General features: G+C 55.1%; 15 protein-coding genes. 10 read left to right on the top strand and 5 right to left on the bottom strand.

What is annotated here, in order from left to right; genetic code table 11:
* Positions 1 to 74 precede the first annotated feature (74 nt).
* The 5 genes from AC6HVW_RS15600 (at position 75) to AC6HVW_RS15580 (ending at position 7300) form a co-directional block, all read left to right on the top strand.
* Complete coding sequence (locus tag AC6HVW_RS15600) at positions 75 to 1781, top strand: amidohydrolase (protein WP_071682646.1); 1707 nt, start codon at positions 75 to 77, stop codon at positions 1779 to 1781.
* A 121-nt stretch (positions 1782 to 1902) separates the two neighbouring features.
* On the top strand, positions 1903 to 2637 hold the full coding sequence (locus tag AC6HVW_RS15595; RefSeq protein WP_175415641.1) for a GntR family transcriptional regulator: 735 nt from the start codon (positions 1903 to 1905) through the stop codon (positions 2635 to 2637).
* Between the two features lie 130 nt (positions 2638 to 2767).
* Entirely contained in the window at positions 2768 to 4378 is a 1611-nt protein-coding gene (locus tag AC6HVW_RS15590) for a PTS transporter subunit EIIC (protein WP_071682606.1), read from the top strand.
* 9 nt (positions 4379 to 4387) lie between these two features.
* Positions 4388 to 5716: a 6-phospho-alpha-glucosidase gene (locus AC6HVW_RS15585; protein ID WP_254698879.1), complete on the top strand. Its 1329-nt coding sequence runs from the start codon at positions 4388 to 4390 to the stop codon at positions 5714 to 5716.
* Positions 5717 to 5959: 243 nt separating this feature from the next.
* The gene (locus tag AC6HVW_RS15580) at positions 5960 to 7300 is read left to right on the top strand and encodes an APC family permease (protein WP_021806924.1); all 1341 of its coding nucleotides are present in this window, start codon (positions 5960 to 5962) and stop codon (positions 7298 to 7300) included.
* A 418-nt stretch (positions 7301 to 7718) separates the two neighbouring features.
* Here the strand turns inward: AC6HVW_RS15580 and pdxR are convergent, their stop codons facing one another.
* Positions 7719 to 9233 (bottom strand): MocR-like pyridoxine biosynthesis transcription factor PdxR, encoded by a 1515-nt coding sequence (gene pdxR / locus AC6HVW_RS15575; protein WP_071682605.1) that lies wholly within the window; start codon positions 9231 to 9233, stop codon positions 7719 to 7721.
* Between the two features lie 120 nt (positions 9234 to 9353).
* Here pdxR and AC6HVW_RS15570 point away from each other — a divergent pair, with 120 nt between their 5' ends.
* Together AC6HVW_RS15570 and AC6HVW_RS15565 are read left to right on the top strand one after the other, a co-directional pair.
* The gene (locus AC6HVW_RS15570) at positions 9354 to 10619 is read left to right on the top strand and encodes a 4-aminobutyrate--2-oxoglutarate transaminase (protein ID WP_071682604.1); all 1266 of its coding nucleotides are present in this window, start codon (positions 9354 to 9356) and stop codon (positions 10617 to 10619) included.
* 12 nt (positions 10620 to 10631) lie between these two features.
* Entirely contained in the window at positions 10632 to 12086 is a 1455-nt protein-coding gene (locus AC6HVW_RS15565) for an NAD-dependent succinate-semialdehyde dehydrogenase (RefSeq protein ID WP_071682603.1), read from the top strand.
* Positions 12087 to 12196: 110 nt separating this feature from the next.
* On the opposite strand, the gene yfcF is transcribed toward AC6HVW_RS15565, so the two are convergent.
* The 4 genes from yfcF to AC6HVW_RS15545 form a co-directional block, all read right to left on the bottom strand.
* Positions 12197 to 12832, bottom strand: coding sequence for a glutathione transferase (gene yfcF, locus AC6HVW_RS15560; protein WP_071682602.1), 636 nt, complete (start codon positions 12830 to 12832; stop codon positions 12197 to 12199).
* 168 nt (positions 12833 to 13000) lie between these two features.
* Entirely contained in the window at positions 13001 to 13282 is a 282-nt protein-coding gene (locus AC6HVW_RS15555) for a type II toxin-antitoxin system RelE family toxin (RefSeq protein WP_021806920.1), read from the bottom strand.
* Complete coding sequence (locus tag AC6HVW_RS15550) at positions 13272 to 13523, bottom strand: type II toxin-antitoxin system Phd/YefM family antitoxin (RefSeq protein WP_071682601.1); 252 nt, start codon at positions 13521 to 13523, stop codon at positions 13272 to 13274. Before AC6HVW_RS15550 ends, AC6HVW_RS15555 begins: the two co-directional genes overlap by 11 nt.
* Before the next feature lie 64 nt (positions 13524 to 13587).
* On the bottom strand, positions 13588 to 14241 hold the full coding sequence (locus AC6HVW_RS15545) for a Qnr family pentapeptide repeat protein (RefSeq protein WP_071682600.1): 654 nt from the start codon (positions 14239 to 14241) through the stop codon (positions 13588 to 13590).
* Between the two features lie 206 nt (positions 14242 to 14447).
* On the opposite strand from AC6HVW_RS15545, the gene AC6HVW_RS15540 reads away from it, so the two are divergent.
* The 3 genes from AC6HVW_RS15540 to AC6HVW_RS15530 all read left to right on the top strand — a co-directional run bounded on the left by AC6HVW_RS15540 (position 14448) and on the right by AC6HVW_RS15530 (position 20153).
* Positions 14448 to 15905, top strand: coding sequence for an EmmdR/YeeO family multidrug/toxin efflux MATE transporter (locus tag AC6HVW_RS15540; RefSeq protein WP_497569538.1), 1458 nt, complete (start codon positions 14448 to 14450; stop codon positions 15903 to 15905).
* A 103-nt stretch (positions 15906 to 16008) separates the two neighbouring features.
* Positions 16009 to 18780 (top strand): DUF2339 domain-containing protein, encoded by a 2772-nt coding sequence (locus tag AC6HVW_RS15535; RefSeq protein ID WP_497569537.1) that lies wholly within the window; start codon positions 16009 to 16011, stop codon positions 18778 to 18780.
* The gene (locus tag AC6HVW_RS15530; protein ID WP_071682597.1) at positions 18777 to 20153 is read left to right on the top strand and encodes a DUF3999 family protein; all 1377 of its coding nucleotides are present in this window, start codon (positions 18777 to 18779) and stop codon (positions 20151 to 20153) included. The genes AC6HVW_RS15535 and AC6HVW_RS15530 overlap by 4 nt, the downstream gene beginning before the upstream one ends.
* Positions 20154 to 20284: the final 131 nt, after the last annotated feature.

Below are 20284 nucleotides of genomic sequence, written 5' to 3'. Positions count from 1 at the left end.
CCCCGCCTGAGGGGCCAAGCTGGGGAGTTTTTGGTATACTTAAGGTCATTTTGTGAGGTTTCGAGACAATGACTATGACTCCAGTGGCAACAGCAGCCGAGGTAATTTATTACAACGGCACTATCTTCACCGCAGATGCGGAAAATCGTGTTTGTAGTGCGTTGGCGATAGGGCAGGGATACATTCTTGCGGTAGGGACTGATGAGCAGGTGCTTGCGCTGGCGACACCCACCACCGAACGCATCGATCTGCACGGTAAAATGATGATGCCGGGCCTGATCGACAGCCATATGCACCCATTCTGGGGGGGCAAACAGCTCAAGGGATGCAGCCTGCACTATGCGGCGCTGACGGTAGAGCAGACCTTGCAGCATATACAGGACCATCTGGATAAATATCCGGCTGGCGATGACGAATGGCTGACGGTGCGCGCCTGGCAGCGTCAGGCGATGATCCCGGTGGGTGCGGACATGAGCCGTGCGCTGCTGGACTCTCTGAACACCCGCCGCCCGGTAGCGTTGTTCGCTAACGATTGCCACACGCTGGCGGCTAACAGCCGTGCGCTGGAGATGTTGGGCATTGATGAAAATACGCCAGTGCCGCCAGATGGCAAGATCGCCCGCGATGCCGATGGTCAACTGACCGGGATCCTGGAAGATGCTCCAGCCATGCGCGCCTTCGACAGCATTCCTTCCGGCACGGCGGAACAGAACGTGCAGGTGGCGGCTCATGTGCAGCAGGTACTGCATGAGCAGGGCGTAACCACGGTGATGGACACCCGCGTGTTTGCGGAACAGTTGGAGGCTTTTGCCGTACTGCGCGATCGCGGTGAGCTGACCTTACGCGTGCTGGGGGCCAAAGAAGTCACGCCAGACAGCGTACAAGGGCCGGAAGACGCTGCCCGTGCGGTGCAGGAAGTTGTCGCCTTTGCCGAACAGTGGAGCAGCCAGCCTTGGACACCGCAGGCCGGGATCTCTGTTGGCCATCTCAAACTGTTCGTTGACGGCGTGTTGCAGCCACCGACCATGACGGCGGCGCTGCTGGAGCCTTACCGTGAACATCATGGGGAAGCCAAGAGTGAGCGTTATGGCGATCTCTACTTTAACACGCCGGTGCTGAACGCGCTGATCGTCGAGTGTGGCCGCGCTGGCCTGCATCCGCATACCCACACGGTAGGCGATGGCGCAATCGAGCAGGTGCTGGATGCGGTTGAGCTGATGCGAGCGGCCTGCCCGGGCAAAGATATCCGTCCAGGGTTGGCCCATAACGAACTGGTTGCGCCGCATCAGTATGCGCGTTTTGCCTCTTTGGCGGCAACGGCAGTGCTTTCGTTCCAGTGGGCCGGTTTACCGGGCGTACTGATCGATGAAGAGCGCGAGATGCTGGGTGAAGCCCGTTTCCCTCACCTGGAGCCCGCGGCACGCTTCCTGGATGCCGGTGCGCGGCTGGCCTATGGCAGCGACTGGCCAATCGATCGCCTGGATGAGTGGTATAACCTGCAAGTGGGGATGACCCGCCGGGCCTGGGATAGCGAAGGTAATCCTGCCGGGCCACGTCTGGATAACGATCGCGATCTGACCCTGATCGAAACGCTGCGCGCAGCCACCATCGATGCGGCCTACATGATCGCCAAAGAGCAGTACATTGGCTCGCTGGAAGTGGGCAAATTTGCCGACGCGATCGTGCTGCACCAAAATCTGTTTGAGCAACCAGCAGAGAAACTGTACCAAACCCGCATTGAGCGGACCTTGATCGGTGGGCAGATCGGCTATCAGTCCTGATAGCGATTTTCATTGATAACAAAGCCCTGGCCGTGAGGGCAGGGCTTTGAATGAAACCAGACTAATTGTTGTTACTTTGCGGCAGACTGCTACCATACCTTGGAAAAATAGGGGGCTGCTGATGATTGACCGATATTCTACCGTTCCGGTTTATTTACAACTTGAACAATACCTGAATGGGCTGATTGCCTACGGCACCCTACGCCCGGGCGATGCGTTGCCTTCAGAACACGAACTTTGCCAGCAGTTCACCATCTCCCGTATGACGGCACGTAAAGCGGTAGATTACCTGGTACGCCAGGGGAAGGTAGAACGCAGACGCGGACAAGGAACCTTCGTGATCCAGGCGAAAAAAAACGTCCTGGTATCATTACCTCTCGATCGCCATCTTTCTTCCAGTGAAGTCACCTGTGGGTTGGATGTCCCTGTCAGCAATCGTCTGATTTGTCTTTTTCGGCAACAGGCTACTGCCGATATCGCTGAGAAGCTCCGAATTGCGCCCGGCAGTGACGTCTGGTTTATGAAACGTCTGCGCCTAGTGGGGGATGTGCCCTTTGTCTTTGAACAGTCGTGGATGATTACCGAGCTTTTCGCCGATCTGCATGAAGATGACCTGAACAGTTCGAAATATGCCTATATCAGCCGCAAAGGCTTTAGCGTAGAGCATTCAGAAAAAGAGATCCGGGCGGAACTTCCCTCACATGAAGTGCGGGATATGCTGGGATTAAAGCGAGACGAACCGGTGTTACACGCCACCTCTCTCGCCACCCTTAGTGGGGGTAAAATATTCGAGTTTTCAGATATCTACTATAATCAGCAGCATTACCGTTTTACCCTGACGGCCTCCCGCGCCTAAACGGTAATCCTGGTTGATTTGTGATCACTCTCTTGCTTTGCTACTGGTGGGCTAGACAACTAGACATTTGCTGTGGTTATACTTACGCACAATTAAAACAGCCTCAGCCCCTTTGCTGGAGGGAGATACAATGAGTCGTGCCGGTGAGTTTCTACAAGATCTAGGTAAGGCACTAATGATGCCTATTTCTGTTATTGCCGCAGCAGGGATATTCCTCGGGCTTGCTGCCGCCTTACAGAATCCGGCGATTGTCGGTGAAAGCATCATGCATGCCGAAACCATGCAGAGATGTATTGGGTTTATACGAAAAGTTGCCGGTTCCTTATTTGCCAACCTGCCGCTGCTGTTTGCCATTGCTGCGGCTATTGGCCTTGCCCGTGATGAGAAACCCACGGCAGCCCTGGCGGCAGTGATTGGTTTTATCACCTTCCATGTCGGTGTGAATTTCAGTTTACTGTCGCAAGGGTTGACGCCAGACACCATCTCGGTAGCGGCGTTGGTCGCGAAAGGTTATAGCCAGACGGAAGCGGTGATGTACTCCGCCGAGTTTACCCACACCCTGGGGATTTTTACCTATCAAATGAGCGTGCTGGGCGGGGTCATTGCTGGCCTGATGACGGTCATGCTGCATAATCGTTTTTATACCATTAAGCTCCCGGCGGCCATTGCCTACTTTGGTGGCCGCCGTTTTGTTCCCATTATTACTGTCATTGTTTTACCTATTACTGGTGTGCTGGTGTCATTAATCTGGCCGGTTATCGCCAATGGCATTATTCACCTTGGTAAATACATCGGGGAATCAGGGCCATGGGGCACATTTGTCTATGCCTTTACTGAACGCGTGCTTATTCCCACCGGGCTGCACCATATCCTTAATGAAACCGTCCGTTTTACCCCGGTCGGAGGCATGGTTCACATTAATAATGAAAGCGTGATTGGGGCATTATCCATCTTCAACTTTGCCTTGGCCCATCCCGGTGAACTCGCCGACAACGTTGTGCGCGAGGCGACGCGCTTCCTGGCCCAGGGCAAAATTCCGGTCATGATGTTTGGTCTTCCTGCCGCTGCTTTGGCTATCTGGCACTGTGCCAAGCCTGAGCACAAGCAGCGCGTCAAGGCGTTAATGATGGCAGGCGCGCTAGCCTCCTTTACCACCGGCATCACGGAACCGCTGGAGTTCAGCTTTATCTTTGTCTCGCCGGTACTGTTTTTATTCCATGCCATCATGACCGGCCTATCGTTTGCCGTTGCCCAGATCTTTCAGGTGATGATTGGCAACATTCAGGGTGGATTTATCGATTTTGTCGTCTTCGGCGTGCTTGGCGGGGAGAAAACACATTGGTGGGTCAGTCTGATTATGGGGTGTATCTGGGCGCCTGTTTATTACTTTTCCTTCCGGTGGATTATTTTACGCCTGAACGTCAAGACCCCCGGGCGGGAAGATGAAGAAACTGCCATTGCGCTTTCCAGGTCAGGAGCAAACCAGGATGAAGGTCAATCGGCACAAATTATTGTCGGCCTGGGTGGTAAAGAGAATATCCAACATGTTGACTGCTGTTTCACCCGGCTGCGAGTGAAAATCAAAGACATACAAAAAATTAATGAAGTCATCCTGAAACAAAGCGGCGCTAGCGGGATCATCCGTGCCACTGAGAATGACTTACAGGTGATTTATGGCCCGCAGGTGGAAAGTATCGCCGGAGCGGTCAAGCAAAGTTTACTGGTTCAACAGACGCAATAAGAGAAACTCATGATGAAAACATCTTTTAATATTGTATTAGTGGGTGGCGGTTCTACCTGGACGCCGGGTTTATTAAAAGCATTATGTAAACTCAAAGCACGTCTGCCGCTAAAAAAGCTGGTGATGTTTGATATCAATCGCGAGCGCCAGGCCGTTATCGGTGAGTATGCTAAAGTCCTTTTCAGTGAGGAGTATCCTGAGCTGGAGTTTACTTATACCAATGATGAAGACGTCGCTTTTACGGATATGGATTTTATCTTCTGCCAGATGCGTACCGGCGGATATGCCATGCGTGAAAAGGATGAAAAGATCCCGTTAGAACTGGGCGTGATTGGTCAGGAAACCTGTGGTGCTGGCGGGTTTGCTTATGGCATGCGCTCCATACGTGACATGATTGAGCTGGTGGAAAATGTCCGGGCACGTTCCCCTCAGGCCTGGATATTGAACTACACCAACCCGGCGGCGATCGTGGCGGATGCCCTGAACAAAAAATTCCCGGATGATAAACGGATCCTGAATATCTGCGATCAGCCGGTGAATTTACTGCGTTCTTATGGGCGATTGTTAAATCGCGATCCGGCGACCTTTGATCCGGTCTATTTTGGGCTCAACCACTTTGGCTGGTTTAAACATCTGTATGACGAAACCGGGCACGATCTGGCACCGGAACTGAAATCATTTATCGCAGAAAATGGTTTTAAGCCGGTGGATGCGGAGCAACGCGATCAATCCTGGCTGGAAACCTACGCTGCGGTTGCCGATATGCTGCGCGACTTCCCGGATTACTTGCCCAATACCTATCTGCAATATTACCTCTATCCAGAATACAAACTGTCGAAACTGGATGCCCATTACACGCGAGCCAATGAGGTCATTGATGGGCGTGAAAAGCGGGTCTTTGACGAATGCCGTACCGCGGCGAAAGAGGGCACGACGAAGAACGTGCATGTGGTGCATAACGATGCTCACGGTGACATGATTGTCGAGCTGGCAGAGGCGATTGCGTTTAATCTGAAGAAAAAGTTTATCGTCATGGTGCCTAATAACGGCCTGGTAGCAAACCTGGACGACGATGTGATGGTCGAAGTGACCGCCGAAATTGGCAGCAACGGGCCAAGGGCCTTCGGCGTGGGTAAGATCCCAACCTTTTATAAAGGGCTTATTGAGCAGCAATTTGCCTATGAACGCTTGACGGTAGAAGCCTGGTTTGAAGGCTCCTACACTAAAGCTTTGCAGGCGCTGACGCTAAACCGCACCATTGTGGATGCCAAGAAAGCACGCCTGGTGCTTGATGCACTGATTGAAGCCAATAAAGACTACTGGCCTACGTTACGTTGACCGAACAGCAAGCCTTGCCCTTGACGGGCAGGGTTTGCCCCCTTCCCGCAGAAACAATATATCAACGAGCCAGCATCCTGTTGTTTACCTATTGCCGCCTAGTTGGCTGAAAGCGGATTGTTAGCTTCCCCGGCAGCCTAACTTGTGCCAGAATCCGTCCCCTTGTTTTTACCGCAGCGAATCAAATAGCCTATTGGGATTGGCCCTGAATAGCGCTGAGCTGCGCCAGGAGATGATACGGTAATGCCGCAAAACATTCGGTTGCAACGAGTTCTTAAAACCCCCGCCCTGGTTGCGTTTGGCCTTGCCTATATGGTGCCACTGGGCGTGTTTACCACCTACGGTCAGGTTACCGTGTTAAGCCAGGGCCACTTACCCATCGCTTATCTGGTTACCATCGTGACCATCCTGTTTACCGCCCTGAGCTATTGCCGGATGACCAACGCCATGCCGTTGGCAGGTTCGGCCTATTCCTACGTACAGCGCAGTTTTGGTGGTAAAACCGGTTTCCTGGTAGGTTGGGCGCAGATCCTCGATTATCTGTTCCTGCCGATGCTTAACTATCTGGTTTTAGGTATCTTCTTGCACGAGGCATTTCCGTCGATCCCCGCTTACGTGTTTATTCTTGGCTCCATTGCCAGCGTCAGCGCGCTGAATATTCTGGGCGTGCGCCTGCTTAGCTCGGTGAACTTCACGCTGATTGCCTTGCAGATGGTGTTTATCGTGCTGTTTATCGTGCTGGCATTTAGCGAGGCCGATCTCAGCCCGGCGTCATTGATGAAGCCGCTGCTGGTGGATGCCGGTGACTTCTCAGGTCTGATCGCTGGGGCGGCGGTGCTCTGCCTGGCCTTCCTGGGCTTTGACGCTATTGCCACCATGGCCGAAGAGGCCGCCGACGCCAAACGTACTCTGCCGCGCGCGATCCTGATCACCGTGATCTGTGCCGGTGGCATCTTTGTTGCCGTCTCCTACGCCGCGCATCTGGCCTATCCTGACTGGCAATCGCTGATCCCGCATCAGGACACCGCCAGCCTGATTATTTCGGAGCACGTGGGCGGCAAGTGGATGTACAACTTCTTTATGGCCACTTACCTAACTGGGGTGTATGCCTCCTCCATGTCTGCACAAACCGGCGTCTCACGTATTTTCTACGCCATGGGGCGTGAAGGCGTGTTGCCGCGCAAAGTGTTCTACCATCTGCACCCTCGTTTCCGCACTCCGTGGCGCGCGATCGTGTTTGTTGCCATTATCTCGCTGTTGGCGCTGTGGATGGATTTGAGCATGGTAGTGTCGATGATCAGCTTTGGCGCACTGGGGGCATTTACCTTCGTTAACCTCAGCGTGATCAAACACTTCCTGATTAACCAAAAACGCCGTGGGCTGAACGCGATGTTCAAATACGGCCTGCTGCCGCTGATTGGCTTCGGTATGTCGGTGTGGCTGTGGGTCAACCTGGATCCCGAAGCGCTGAAAGTGGGCTTCACCTGGCTGTTTGCCGGCTTTATTTATCTGCTATGGCTGACCAAGGGGATGCGTCAGGATCCCCCATCCACCCAGGATGATATCAACCACCTGCTGGATTGATGCCCCTCACCCCAACCCTCTCCCACAGGGAGAGGGAGCTGTTAGTCCCTGCTCTTTTGGCAGTAACTCGATCGGTTCCCAAAGGGGAGGGAGCTGTTAGTCCTTGCTCTTTTGGCAGTAACTCGATCGGTTCCCAAAGGGGAGGGAGTTGTTAGTCCTTGCTCTTTTGGCAGTAACTCGATGGGTTCCCAAAGGGGAGGGAGCTGTTAGTCCTTGCTCTTTTGGCAGTAACTCGATCGGTTCCCAAAGGGGAGGGAGTTGTTAGTCCCTGCTCTTTTGGCAGTAACTCGATCGGTTCCCAAAATGGAGGGGGCTGTTAGTCTCAGCTCTTTTGGCAGTAAATAGGCAATCTCAGCAAACGCGAACGTCCCTTCAACCAAGGCGAATCAGCCGGTGCTCATGAAGGATCACGATACTTTCAGCCCACTCGATCGGTTCCCTCTCCCTGTGGGAGAGGGTTAGGGTGAGGGGAACCTATACACTCCAACAATACGTCAAACGCCGCCGCCATCTGCTCTTCGGGCACGCAGGCAAAGCCCATTAGCAGCCCGCGTCGCGCATTTGGTAGCATGTAATATCGTGACAACGCTCTTACCAGCACTCCACGTTCATTGGCTGCCGCAGCGATGGCGACATCGTCGGTATCATTTGGCAGGTTGAGCACCAGGTGCAGCCCAGCGTTGCTGTTGAACTCGCTCAACGCCTGCTTACCCAGATGCTGTTCAATCAACGCGGTAAGGAACCCACGCCGCTTGGCATAAAGCAACCGCATGCGGCGGATATGTGCCGTATAGTGGCCTTCCTGAATAAACTGCGCCAGCGCCGCCTGAATGATCAAATGGCCACCACGATAAAGCTCGGCGTGAGCCGTTTTTAACTCGTCCATCAATGGCTTGGGGAGCACCACATAACCCAGCCGCAAGGCCGGATAGAGCGTTTTGCTGAAGGTACCGATGTAGATCACCGGCGCATCGGCTTCCAACCCCTGCAAGGCCGGGATCGGTTGGCCGGAGAAGCGGAATTCGCTGTCATAATCATCTTCCACGATCCAGCCGCCAGCCGCACGGGCCAAAGCCAGCAGCCGTTGCCGACGAGCCAGACTCATCACCGAGCCCAACGGGTATTGATGCGAAGGAGTGACAAAAATCAGCCGTGGCAAGGCCGCCGGTTGTTCTGGTGGCACCATCCCGGCCTCATCCACCGCCGACGGGCAGATATTGACGCCGTTCATACGCAGGATATTGCGGATCCCCCAATAGCCGGGTTCCTCGATCCAGGCGTCATCTCCTGGATTACACAGCATGCGAGTGACCAGATCGATCGCCTGATGAATGCCTTCGGTGATCAGGATCTGTTCTGGTGAACAGCGCACCGAACGTGACACCCGTAGATAATCCACCAGCGCATGCCGCAGTTCCGGGCTTCCGCCCTGGTTGCTGTAAGTCAAACGCTGTGAGGTTGGGCGGCGGCTGATGCGTGCCTGGAGTTTGCTGAAGATGTGATGCGGGAATGCATTCACGTCGGGGACGCCGGGGATAAAGGCTCCCCACTGTTTCGGGCTGGCGCTGGCGTGTTGCAGTAGCGTGATACCACGCTGTGACAGCTCGGCACGCCGTGGCTCGCCGTCACCGCCAATCGGCTGGCTGGCGGTGGATAAACAGCTGTCGGGTACCGTTTCTGCGACGAAGGTTCCACTTCCCTGGCGCGAAAACACATATCCTTCCGCCAGCAATTGTTCATAAACGGTTAAAACCGTATTACGTGAGAGACCCAGCTCTTGTGCCAGATCGCGTGACGCCAGCAGGCGGCTGGAAGGAGGTAGGCTGCCGTCCAGAATACTGGTACGAATGGCATTGTATAACCGCTTGTGCAGTTTATCATCGGGCTGCTCGCCGAGGCGTTGCAGCAGCAGGTCACCACTCAATGAGCGCAATTGGATCCCTCAATTAATCGTAACTGGCACTCGATTATAGGGCCACATCAGGTGTAAATAAACGCAATGTTTCACGTTTGTGAACAAAACCGATAACTGGTCCCGCCCGGAGAGAACAGCATGAAAAACGCAGAACTGAATCAACGTCGTCTGGCCGCTACCCCAAGAGGGATTGGCGTGATGTGTGGTTTTTACGCCGAGCGTGCAGAAAATGCCACCCTGTGGGATGTAGAAGGCAATGAGGTGATCGACTTTGCCTCAGGCATTGCGGTGCTCAATACCGGCCACCGTCATCCCAAGGTGATCGCCGCCATTGAAAAGCAACTGCAGGCGTTTACCCATACGGCATACCAGATCGTGCCTTATGAGAGCTATATTTCGCTGGCAGAACGCATCAATCAATGTGCTCCAATCGAAGGCACCTGTAAAACCGCCTTCTTCACCACCGGTGCTGAAGCGGTAGAGAACGCGGTGAAGATCGCCCGCGCATACACCGGGCGTCCAGGCCTGATCACCTTCGGCGGCGGATTCCATGGCCGTACCTATATGACCATGGCGCTGACGGGTAAAGTGGCCCCTTACAAGCTGGGCTTTGGCCCGTTCCCTGGCTCCGTGTTCCACGGTCAGTATCCGAATGCGTTATATGGCGTCAGCACCGAAGATGCCATGAACAGCCTGGAGCGCATCTTTAAGGCCGATATCGATCCCAAGCAGGTTGCCGCGATAGTGCTGGAGCCGGTGCAGGGTGAAGGGGGCTTTAACGTGGCTCCGGCAGAATTCATGCAGGCGCTGCGTACGCTGTGTGACCAACACGGTATCCTGCTGATCGCCGATGAGGTGCAAACCGGCTTTGCCCGTACCGGCAAGCTGTTTGCAATGGACCACTATGCGGTGAAACCGGACCTGATCACCATGGCGAAGAGCCTGGCTGGCGGTATGCCGCTGTCTGCCGTGGCGGGCCGTGCTGAAGTGATGGATGCCCCGGCTCCCGGCGGTCTTGGCGGTACCTACGCCGGTAACCCATTAGCCGTTGCTGCCGCGCTGGCGGTATTGGACGTGATTGAAGAAGAACAGCTGTGCCAACGCTCCCAACGTTTGGGGCAACATTTGGTGGAAGTGCTGCAACAGGCACGTAGCCACTGCCCGGCGATTGTGGATATTCGCGCGCTGGGTTCCATGGTGGCAGTAGAGTTCAACGACCCGGCAACCGGTAAACCGTCGCCGGAGTTTACCCGTCAGGTACAGCAAAAGGCCCAGGAAGAAGGACTGTTGTTACTCAGCTGTGGGGTGAACGGTAACGTGATCCGTTTCCTGTACCCGCTGACTATTCCTGATGCCCAGTTTAACCAGGCGCTGGCAATCCTTTCCCGTGCGCTGGCCCAATAAGGAGCAATATCCATGAAACTGCAAAACCCCGATCTGCTGCGTAGCCAATGCCTGATTAACGGCGAGTGGTGCGATGCCCGCAGCGGCAAACGTGAAGCCGTGATTAACCCGGCCAACGGTGTGGAGCTGACAACGGTGCCTCTGGTGAGCGCAGAGGAAACCCAGCAGGCAATTAACGCCGCACAGCAGGCACAAATCGGCTGGAAGCAACAGACCGCCAAGCAGCGTTCCGTATTGCTGCTGGCCTGGGCCGATAAAATCATGGCGGCTCAGGAAGATCTGGCACAACTGATGACCGCTGAGCAGGGTAAATCGTTGGCGGAAGCGCGTGGTGAAGTGGCCTATGCCGCCTCGTTTATTACCTGGTTTGCCGAAGAGGCCAAGCGTGTCGACGGTGCCGTATTACAGACCCCACAGGCTTCGCAACGTCTGGTGGTGGTGAAACAGCCGATCGGCGTCTGTGCGGCGATCACGCCGTGGAACTTCCCGGCAGCGATGATCACCCGTAAGGCGGCTCCTGCGCTGGCCGCAGGCTGCACCATGATCGTCAAACCGGCTGAGCAAACGCCGCTGACCGCATTGGCACTGGCCAAACTGGCGCAGGATGCCGGTATTCCCGCAGGCGTATTGCAGGTGGTAACCGGCGAAGCCGCACAGGTGGGTAAAGTGCTGTGTGACAGCCCGGTAGTACGCAAGCTGAGTTTTACCGGCTCGACCGAGGTTGGGCGCATCCTGATGGCCCAATGTGCGCCAACCATTAAAAAGCTTTCGCTGGAACTGGGCGGCAACGCTCCGGTGATCGTGTTTGACGACGCCAATCTGGACGCGGCCGTTGCCGGTATTATGGCCTCCAAGTTCCGCAACAGCGGGCAGACCTGCGTTTGCGCCAACCGTATTTACGTGCAGGACGGCATCTACGATCGCCTGGTGGATAAGCTGGTGGCCGCGGTTGAGCAACTGAAAGTCGGTGATGGCACACAAGAAGGGACGACGCAGGGGCCGCTGATCGATGAGGCTGCGATAGAGAAAGTGCAGAGCCACATTGATGATGCGCTGATCAAAGGGGCGCAGATCGCCACCGGCGGGCAGCCGCATGCGTTGGGCCGTACTTTCTTCCAGCCGACGGTGGTTACCGGTGTGACCCAGCAGATGCGCTTTGCCAAAGAAGAAACCTTTGGCCCGGTTGCGCCGCTGTTCCGTTTCCATGACGAAGCGGAAGCTATCGCGATGGCCAACGATACCGAATTTGGCCTGGCCGCTTACCTGTTTACGCAAAACGCCGCTCGTCAATGGCGGGTGCCAGAGGCGTTGGAATACGGCATGGTGGGCATCAATACCGGTTTGATCTCCAACGAGGTAGCGCCTTTCGGCGGTATCAAACAGTCTGGGCTGGGGCGCGAAGGCTCTCGCTACGGTATTGAAGAGTATCTGGAACTGAAATATCTGTGCATTGACGTGAGCTGTTAACCCTCAAGACTTGAACGCTCCCCGGTGGCCTACACAGGGGAGCGCTTCCTCCGAGCAAGAAGTGATGTTTCTCACCGTTGAGAACGGCGGCGTCGTGGCCGCCGGTTTTTTTAGCTCCGCATTTTCTCTGGTAATGCCAACCACGCCTGCACCGATGGGCGCTGCCACTGTTTTTGTGCATAGTCGCGCAGCGGTTCCGGTACCTGATCGCCATGCATCACCAGCCGGTTGAGCATCAGGGCCAGATCGGTATCGGCGATGCACCATTCCTGGAACAGATGATCCTGGCCGTGGCTCAGTAACTTTTCCGCCGCAGTCAGCAGTTTGTTGGCTGCCCGTTGGGCATCTGCACTCAATGGGGCAAATTTGACCGCGCTGAAAATCACCTCGGTTGGGCGTTCGGCCCGCAGCGGTAACAGATCGCTACGTAACCATGCCTGGATCTCACGGGCTTTGGCGCGCTGTTTGATGTCACGCGGGTAGAGCGGGTGGGCTGGGTGGAGTTCTTCCAAATATTCCTCAATGGCGGAAGACTCGGAAAGCTGGAAGCTGCCCATCACCAACGTCGGCACCCGCAGCGTTAACGACAGGCTGCCGTAGGCCTGGCTTTGCTGTTCTCCCAGTGAGAGATCTACCGGCTTGACGGTAAACGGCATGCCTTTCTCCGTGAGCGCCACAAAGGCCGACATGGCATAGGGGCTGAAAAAGTTGCTATCAGTGTAGAGAACAGTGGCCGATGGGTTCATACGGATCCTTGGGGATGGGAAAGGTATTTGGAATCATTGGCGAACGGCGCAATAAAATCAAGGCGATGGCCGATGATTAATCGTAATGGCGGATTAGGCCGAGTAATACCTTAATTAGCTTTCAAGCCGGTTTTGTTGATTTGTGAAGGGGATACTCAGTGATTAATTCTATCGCTTATCGGCAGCAAAATAGACTTCCTCCCCAGCCCGTTTTCCAACGGCGATCACCAATAGAACAATTTCATTATCACGTACTTCATAAACCAACCGATAGCCTGATGAGCGCAGTTTGATTTTGTAACGGTTCGGGCGGCCACTTAGGCGGGATGCGGGCACATGCGGGTTTTCTAAACGCTCGGCCAGCTTCTTTTTCAGTTGTTCCCGAACGGGATAGCCCAGCTTTTCCCATTCCTTCAGTGCGCGCTTTTCAAATTTGAGCTTATAAGTCATTAAGATTTACGCTCACAAACTCCGCATCTTCCATGCGTTCATCTGCAATACGGTTTAATTCTGCATCTTCGGCAAGCTCCCGATAGTATGCATACAGCTCAGGGGGCACGCAGTAGAAAGCCGGTTCGTTACGATTCAGGATGGCAACCGCTTCACCTTCTCCGTCTGCAACGGTTCCCATAGGATTCTTTTTCAGGTCGGTGATGCTGGCAGCGATAGTGGTTAAAATTTGAAAGGCCATGGTGATCTCCTGTTTGGAATATCGATATTAGCACCTTTAAAAGTGCCATTAAATGACCTATTCGTCAATCATCACTGACCAGGATTATCCCCAGCCGATCGATTAGCCCAACGACCTGCTGACTATCCAGCTGTACCCCCTCCAGATCAACCTGGCGGATATCCATCTCCCCCAGCTCTGCGCCGGTCAGATTGCAGTGGTTGAAGGTGGCGGCCCGCCAGTCAAACTGGTTGAACTCCCCGCCGGACAGATCGGAGCCAATAAAGCTGGCACCCAGCACGTTAGCGCCACTCCAGCGGTTTTCCCACAGCTCGCATTTCTCCAGCACCACCTTGGAGAAATTGCTGTAGCTCAGATTGCTTTTGATGATAAAGGCGCTGCAAAAATAGCTGCGCTGAGAAATCATGTTCATGAAGCTGGCGCCACGAAAATCGGCCCCCTGTGCCTTGCATTCGCGGATCTCCAGGCCGAGGGCCTGGGCATTTCTGAAATCGGCCAGCGAGAGATCGCAGCTTTTAAAGCTGGCATCTTTCAACACCGCGCGGCTGAAGTTGCAGCCGAGTTGGGTCTCTTCGTCATAGAAAACGCAGCCGATAAACTGGGTATCGGTCAGATCGGTGCCGGAGAAATCACAGTTCAGAAACTTGCCGTTGGTGATGATCTCACCACGGAATTGATCACGGGAAATCTTGGCGGATTGCAGTAGTAAGGGTTGCATAGGGTTACCTGTTTTTTTATACAGTCTATGGCGATAGTACCCGAGGTGGATGGGGAAGGGAATGATGGGATGTCGATTTTGGCTCTCGGGCGGATGAATACTTTATTGCCTTTGTGTGGGTATATTGGGAAAGAAAACGCTTGCAGAGTAAGCGTTGATAAACCATCATTTGAAACGACGTTTCACTTCCTTGCTACAGGCCAACCTTGAACTTACACGGGCTACTGCCCCAGCACGTTGCCAAGACGCATTGGTATGCCAAGCGAAAAAGCTATCGGGTGCTTTTTTGGCGCGAGATCACGCCACTGGCAGTACCGATCTTTCTAGAGAACACCTGCGTACTGCTGATGGGGGTGCTCAGCACCTTCCTGGTGAGCTGGCTCGGCAAAGAGTCGATGGCGGGTGTTGGCCTGGCAGACAGTTTCAACATGGTCATCATGGCCTTTTTCGCGGCGGTGGATCTGGGTACCACGGTGGTGGTGGCCTTTAGCCTTGGTACTCGCGATCGTAAACGAGCGCGGGCGGCGGCACGCCAGTCGCTGGTATTAATGACCGTGCTGGCGGTGCTGCTGGCGGTTGGGATCCATTTGGCCGGGCAACAGATCATTAACGTGATCGCTGGTGAAGCCACGCCCGAAGTCAAAGCGCTGGCGCTCTCTTATCTGCAAACCACCGTCTGGAGCTATCCGGCAGCCGCCATCGCCCTGATTGGTAGCGGTGCTCTGCGTGGGGCGGGCAACACCAAGATCCCGCTGCTGATCAATGGCGGCATGAATATCCTCAACATCCTCATCAGCAGTACGCTGATTTATGGGGTATTTAGCTGGCAAGGCCTGGGTTTTGTTGGCGCGGGGCTGGGGCTGACTATTGCCCGCTATATTGGCGCGATCGCCATTATTGCTGTTCTGGCGGTGGGTTTTAATCCGGCGCTGCGTATTACGCTCAAAAGCTATTTTACGCCACTCAACAGCAGCATCCTGCGTGAGGTGCTGGGGATTGGTATTCCCGCCAGTATCGAATCGGTACTGTTCAACGCTGGCAAACTGCTGACACAAATGTTTGTCGCCGGGATGGGGACTAACGTCATCGCCGGTAACTTTATCGCTTTCTCTATCGCGGCCCTGATTAACCTGCCGGGGAATGCCTTGGGATCGGCTTCGACCATTATCGTCGGCAGGCGTCTGGGGAAAGGGCAAATTGCTCAGGCCGAACGGCAGATGAAGCATGTCTTTTGGCTGGCAACGATTGGCCTGACGGTGATTGCCTGGGGAACCGCTCCCTTTGCCGGGCTGTTTGCCTCATTTTATACCCAGGAAGACGATGTTAAAGAGGTAGTCAAAATCCTGATTTGGCTCAATGCCGCGTTTATGCCGATCTGGGCCGCGTCCTGGGTGTTACCCGCCGGGTTGAAGGGCGCGCGTGATGTCCGATTTGCCATGTGGGTGACGATGTTGGGCATGTGGGGCTGCCGGGTGGTCGCCGGTTATATCCTGGGCATCGTGCTGGGCATGGGCGTGGTGGGTGTCTGGCTGGGGATGTTCTTGGACTGGGCCGTTCGCGGGGTCTTCTTCTACTGGCGAATGGTCAGCGGGCGCTGGCTATGGAAATATCCACGGCTCAGAAAAAACCAGCCGGAATCAGCCGAAGAACAGTCGCCAAGCTAACGGTATTTTATTGGACTGAGCCGGGTTGGCAGTATCAATCCATTGTCGGCGGTTATGTTTTGGTGTAAGACTGATGCCACGATAAATGATCTAAAGGTGCACCATGGATGGATTGATATTTATCGCTGGCTTGGCGTTGTTCCTGTGCCTGGTGGTATTACCCATTTCAGTGGTGGTATCGCTCGGCCGTGGCAACCGCAACCAGCGGGAAATTGCCCAACTGACGCTGACCATCACCCAGTTGCAAAAACAGGTGGACGATCTCCGCTTCGAGGAAACCGGGAGATCACGGCCAACGCCAACGCCAGCTCTCCAGGCGCAAACTGTGGCTGCGAAGACAACGCATGACTTTGCTGCGCACGCGGCACAACAGTCAGCCGTTAAACCCGCCGCTGACATGCCCGTTACTCCTCCGGTTATATCACCATGGGAGCCCACAGCTCCAAAACCAGCCGCACCAGTAACAACCATTCCTCGCCCACCTATTGCTGATAAACCTGCCATTGATAAACCACAGCAACCGAAAAACGACCTGCTCAGCGGGCTGGTGGGCTGGTTTATGCAAGGCAATCCGCTGGCGAAGCTGGGTGTCTTGCTGCTGTTCTTCGGTTTGGCCTACCTGATGAAATACACCGTTGAACGTGACATGCTGCCTATTGAGTTCAGGTTAATGGGCGCGGCGGTGGCTAGCGGCGTTTTACTGTGGTTTGGCTGGCGTCTGCGTGTTAAACAGACGATGTATGCCCTGATCCTGCAAGGGGGCGCGGTTGGCGCGCTCTATATCACCGTATTTGGTGCCTTCCGGCTTTATCAACTGTTGCCCCATATGCTGGCATTTGGCCTGATGCTGGTGATCTGCGCCGCCAGCGTGGGCTTGGCCGTATTGCAGCGTGCCCTCAGCCTGGCGATGCTTGCCAGCATTGGCGGCTATCTTTCACCTTTGCTGTTGTCCACCGGTGGCGGCAGTTATATCGCGCTATTCTCCTATTATCTGCTGCTCTCGCTGGGCATTCTGGCGATCAGCGTCTGGCAGCCATGGCGGCCACTTAACCTGCTGGGCTTTGTTTTTTCCTTTAGCGTCGCTGGGCTGTGGGGAGTAAACAACTACCTGCCGGAATACTACCTGGGCTGCCAGCTGTTCCTGATTGCCAATATCGTGATTTTTGGCGTGCTATGCCTGGCGTTGACTCTACGTGCACAGTTGCCTGGCGAGAAGATTATCGATGGCGCGCTGCTGTTTGGCCCACCGTTAATCGGTTTCGGCATGCAGTATCTGATCGTTCGCCAGTGGGAGTTTGGCCCGGCGTTCTCGGCGCTGGGCTTCGGTTTGGCTTACCTGTTACTGGCCTGGGCCGCATTGAAGCGCTACCCATCCCTGGGCCGAATGTTGGCGGTTTCCGGTTTGGCACTGGGTGGGGTGTTCACTACGCTGGCTATCCCATTGGCACTGTCTGCTGAGTGGACATCCATGGCTTGGGCGTTGGAAGGGCTCGGCATTCTGTGGCTTGGTCGTGAGCAAAAGCAAATCCGCATGAGCCTCAGCGGTTCTGGCCTGCTGGTGCTGGCCTTGGCTTCCGCCCTGGTGGCTCTTGGCGCTGGCATGACGACGCTCTCCTTCACGCTGGTGTTCGCCGTACTGGCATTAACTTGGCTCGCGGTGGCATTCCTCTGGCGCGATCTGGAGAGCGAGGCTGCATTCAGGCTGGTTGTCAGCCGCTCCTTCCTGGCTGGCGGCATCCTGCTCTGGCTGGTTTGCCTGCTCGGTTTTGCCGGGCGATTGCCGCTTGATTATGGCTACGGGGCTTTCCTGGCGTTGGCCTTGTTGACGCTATCCGTAGTGCTGTGGCGTTGGGTGGCACAAAGGCTGGCCTGGCTCGAACTAGGTTATAGCATTTGGCTACTGTGGCCGGGTATGTTGGCCATGCTGTTGTTCCAATTGGTCGACTTTGATTCTTTATTGTCCTTCGGCTGGCCGAATCTGGTCTGGTTACTGGCCTTGCCGGTGGCGTACTGGCTGCTGAAGCGCGAAGCGGGCTCCCTGCCGTTACTGCGCCTGCAGCAAGGATTACACCTGTCGCTGTTCTGGATGGTGGTGTTTGCGCTGGGTTATGAAGTCTTTTGGCGCACGATGCGCTTGCCGTGGGGCATGGATGAATGGCAATTGGGCCTGCAAATGGGCTTCCTCTCCCTGATCATCTTGGCTACACATGGTGCGCTGCGCAAAGGATGCTGGCCGTTTGCCGAACATCGTCAGCTGTATGGTGCGATTGCCTTGGCCCCATTGGCGGCGTTGGCTTTGCTGCTGTTGCTGGTAGGCAACGTGTTCGATGGGGTCAGTATAGGCTGGCGTTATTTACCACTGTTGAACCCGTTGGAAGAGGGGGCTGGTTTTGCACTCTTGGCACTGGTGACTCTGGGGCTGTTTGTCCGGCGGGAATACCCGCAGTTTGCTGCATTGCTGAAACAGGCGCTACCGCTGTTTACCCTCGCGATGCTGTTCTGGTGGGGCAATGGGGTGGTCCTGCGTGCGCTGGCCTATTACGCCGATATTGCCTGGCGGGTTGATACGCTCTGGGGCTCCCGCCTGGTGCAGACCACCTTCGCTTTGCTGTGGATGCTGATAGCGCTGATCGTCATGGTGTTGTCAACTCGCCGTGGGCAGCGTGAGTTCTGGTTTGGCGGTGCGGCGTTGCTCGGTATCGTCATTGTTAAGCTGATGCTGGTTGATAGCGCCCGGGGTGGGGGATTGGCTCGTGCCATCTCGTTTATCGGCGTGGCGATACTGGTGTTGATCGTGGGATATTTTTCCCCATTGCCACCCAAAGCGGTGCGCGGTAAGGAACCCAATGTGGCAAGCGAACGAGGGAATGTATGAAAGTAAAACTGAATAACTGGTTGCTGCTGGGGTCGCTTTGTCTGGCCGGGGCGGCCAATGCGGAGCCGGTGGCTGAAAAACCGCAAGATTTCGCCTATGGCATCTCGCTAACCACTGAAGGCAGCGCGCCATTTTTCCGTATTGAACTGCCTGAGGCAGTGTATACCGAGAGCGTTTGGCCGGATCTGCGCGATGTGCGGGTGTTCAACAATCAGGGGCAGGCCGTCCCCTTTGCATTGGCCGCGAACGTCACTACTCAGGACAATAGCCAGACTTTCCCTCTGCGCCTGTTCCCGATGAAGGGTAAAAGGGTCACTAATCAGGAACAACAGGTGATTTCGTTAAAATCCGCAGGTGGTGTTGAAGTTACCTTGCCTGTGGATAGCGACCAGCCAATGGGGAACACCTATCTGCTGGAGATCCCGCAGCATGAGGGCAACTATCCCCGTCTGACCCAGTTAAAACTGGCCTGGGAGCGTCTGCCCGAGAATTGGCAGACCCGCGTTAGCCTGTTCTCTAGCCGCGATTTAAAAGACTGGTCGAGCAGCGCTGAGGATGTGCCCTTGATGGATCTGGTCTCTGGCAGCGATCGGTTGCTGTTGGATACCATCGATCTTGATGACTATGCCAGACCTCGTTATCTGCTATTGGTGTTCAACGATGCCAAAACGGCCCCTGATTTGAAGATCCAGTCAGTGCAGGGGATTGCGGCGTCCAGACACATCGAACAGCAAAGGATCGGCCTGAGCTTCAACCAAAAAGCCATTTCGGCCAGTGAGGCGGAATATAGCTGGCCGAATCCACAGCCCTTGAACAATATCAGCATTCGGCCGACGCAGAGCAATACGGTACTGCCACTTGAGATCGATTACCGCAGCGCAGCTAATGACAGTTGGCACCCTCTGACCAAGCAGGTGGTGTTCTCGGTGAATGGCCGCACCGCTGAGGCAATCCCGCTGAACGGCTTGCTGGTGCAGGGTATCCGCTTGAAAGGCATCAACCAGCAATGGGGCGATTCACTGCCAGAAGTCTCGGCACAGCGCGATAGTCAAACCTTGATATTCAATGCCCAGGGAACCACGCCATTCCTGCTGGCGTGGGGAAATAAAGCCGCCCAGCCTCAGGCGATCCCTTTAGATAGCCTGATCCCGGCAGAGCTGCGTAAAACGATAGATGCCGATGCGTTGCCAGAAGCTGGATTGCAATCCCAAGTGACCCTGGGCGGCACCGAACGCTTGAGCGCAGTGGATGCCGCAGAAGAGGCCAGCATGTGGAAGAAAGGCTTACTCTGGCTGCTGCTGGTTGTGGGGGCGGGGGGATTGGTGTTGCTGGCGCTGAAGTTGTGGAAAGAGGTTCAGCAGAAGCCGCAATAGGGCGGGCAGGTGGGATAGAAAACAAGGGGTGATGCTGAATGTGTTGCCCTTTGGTGGTTGATTCAGTTGGTAGATGTCATCTCTGAAGGGATCTATACCGACGACAACAAGTAATCCTCCCTCAATTGTTT

Source organism: Serratia sp. NCCP-200 (genome assembly GCF_059697885.1).
The sequence above is the reverse complement of the archived record's forward strand: the minus strand, read 5'-3'. Positions and strand labels throughout refer to the sequence as shown.

What these genes read in the sequence shown, in the direction of transcription:
- AC6HVW_RS15600 (WP_071682646.1), top strand. Translation starts at nt 75, where the DNA reads ATGACTCCAGTGGCAACAGCAGCCGAGGTAATTTATTACAACGGCACT.
- AC6HVW_RS15595 (WP_175415641.1), top strand. Translation starts at nt 1,903, where the DNA reads ATGATTGACCGATATTCTACCGTTCCGGTTTATTTACAACTTGAACAA.
- AC6HVW_RS15590 (WP_071682606.1), top strand. Translation starts at nt 2,768, where the DNA reads ATGAGTCGTGCCGGTGAGTTTCTACAAGATCTAGGTAAGGCACTAATG.
- AC6HVW_RS15585 (WP_254698879.1), top strand. Translation starts at nt 4,388, where the DNA reads ATGATGAAAACATCTTTTAATATTGTATTAGTGGGTGGCGGTTCTACC.
- AC6HVW_RS15580 (WP_021806924.1), top strand. Translation starts at nt 5,960, where the DNA reads ATGCCGCAAAACATTCGGTTGCAACGAGTTCTTAAAACCCCCGCCCTG.
- AC6HVW_RS15570 (WP_071682604.1), top strand. Translation starts at nt 9,354, where the DNA reads ATGAAAAACGCAGAACTGAATCAACGTCGTCTGGCCGCTACCCCAAGA.
- AC6HVW_RS15565 (WP_071682603.1), top strand. Translation starts at nt 10,632, where the DNA reads ATGAAACTGCAAAACCCCGATCTGCTGCGTAGCCAATGCCTGATTAAC.
- yfcF (WP_071682602.1), bottom strand. Translation starts at nt 12,832, where the DNA reads ATGAACCCATCGGCCACTGTTCTCTACACTGATAGCAACTTTTTCAGC.
- AC6HVW_RS15555 (WP_021806920.1), bottom strand. Translation starts at nt 13,282, where the DNA reads ATGACTTATAAGCTCAAATTTGAAAAGCGCGCACTGAAGGAATGGGAA.
- AC6HVW_RS15550 (WP_071682601.1), bottom strand. Translation starts at nt 13,523, where the DNA reads ATGGCCTTTCAAATTTTAACCACTATCGCTGCCAGCATCACCGACCTG.
- AC6HVW_RS15545 (WP_071682600.1), bottom strand. Translation starts at nt 14,241, where the DNA reads ATGCAACCCTTACTACTGCAATCCGCCAAGATTTCCCGTGATCAATTC.
- AC6HVW_RS15535 (WP_497569537.1), top strand. Translation starts at nt 16,009, where the DNA reads ATGGATGGATTGATATTTATCGCTGGCTTGGCGTTGTTCCTGTGCCTG.
- AC6HVW_RS15530 (WP_071682597.1), top strand. Translation starts at nt 18,777, where the DNA reads ATGAAAGTAAAACTGAATAACTGGTTGCTGCTGGGGTCGCTTTGTCTG.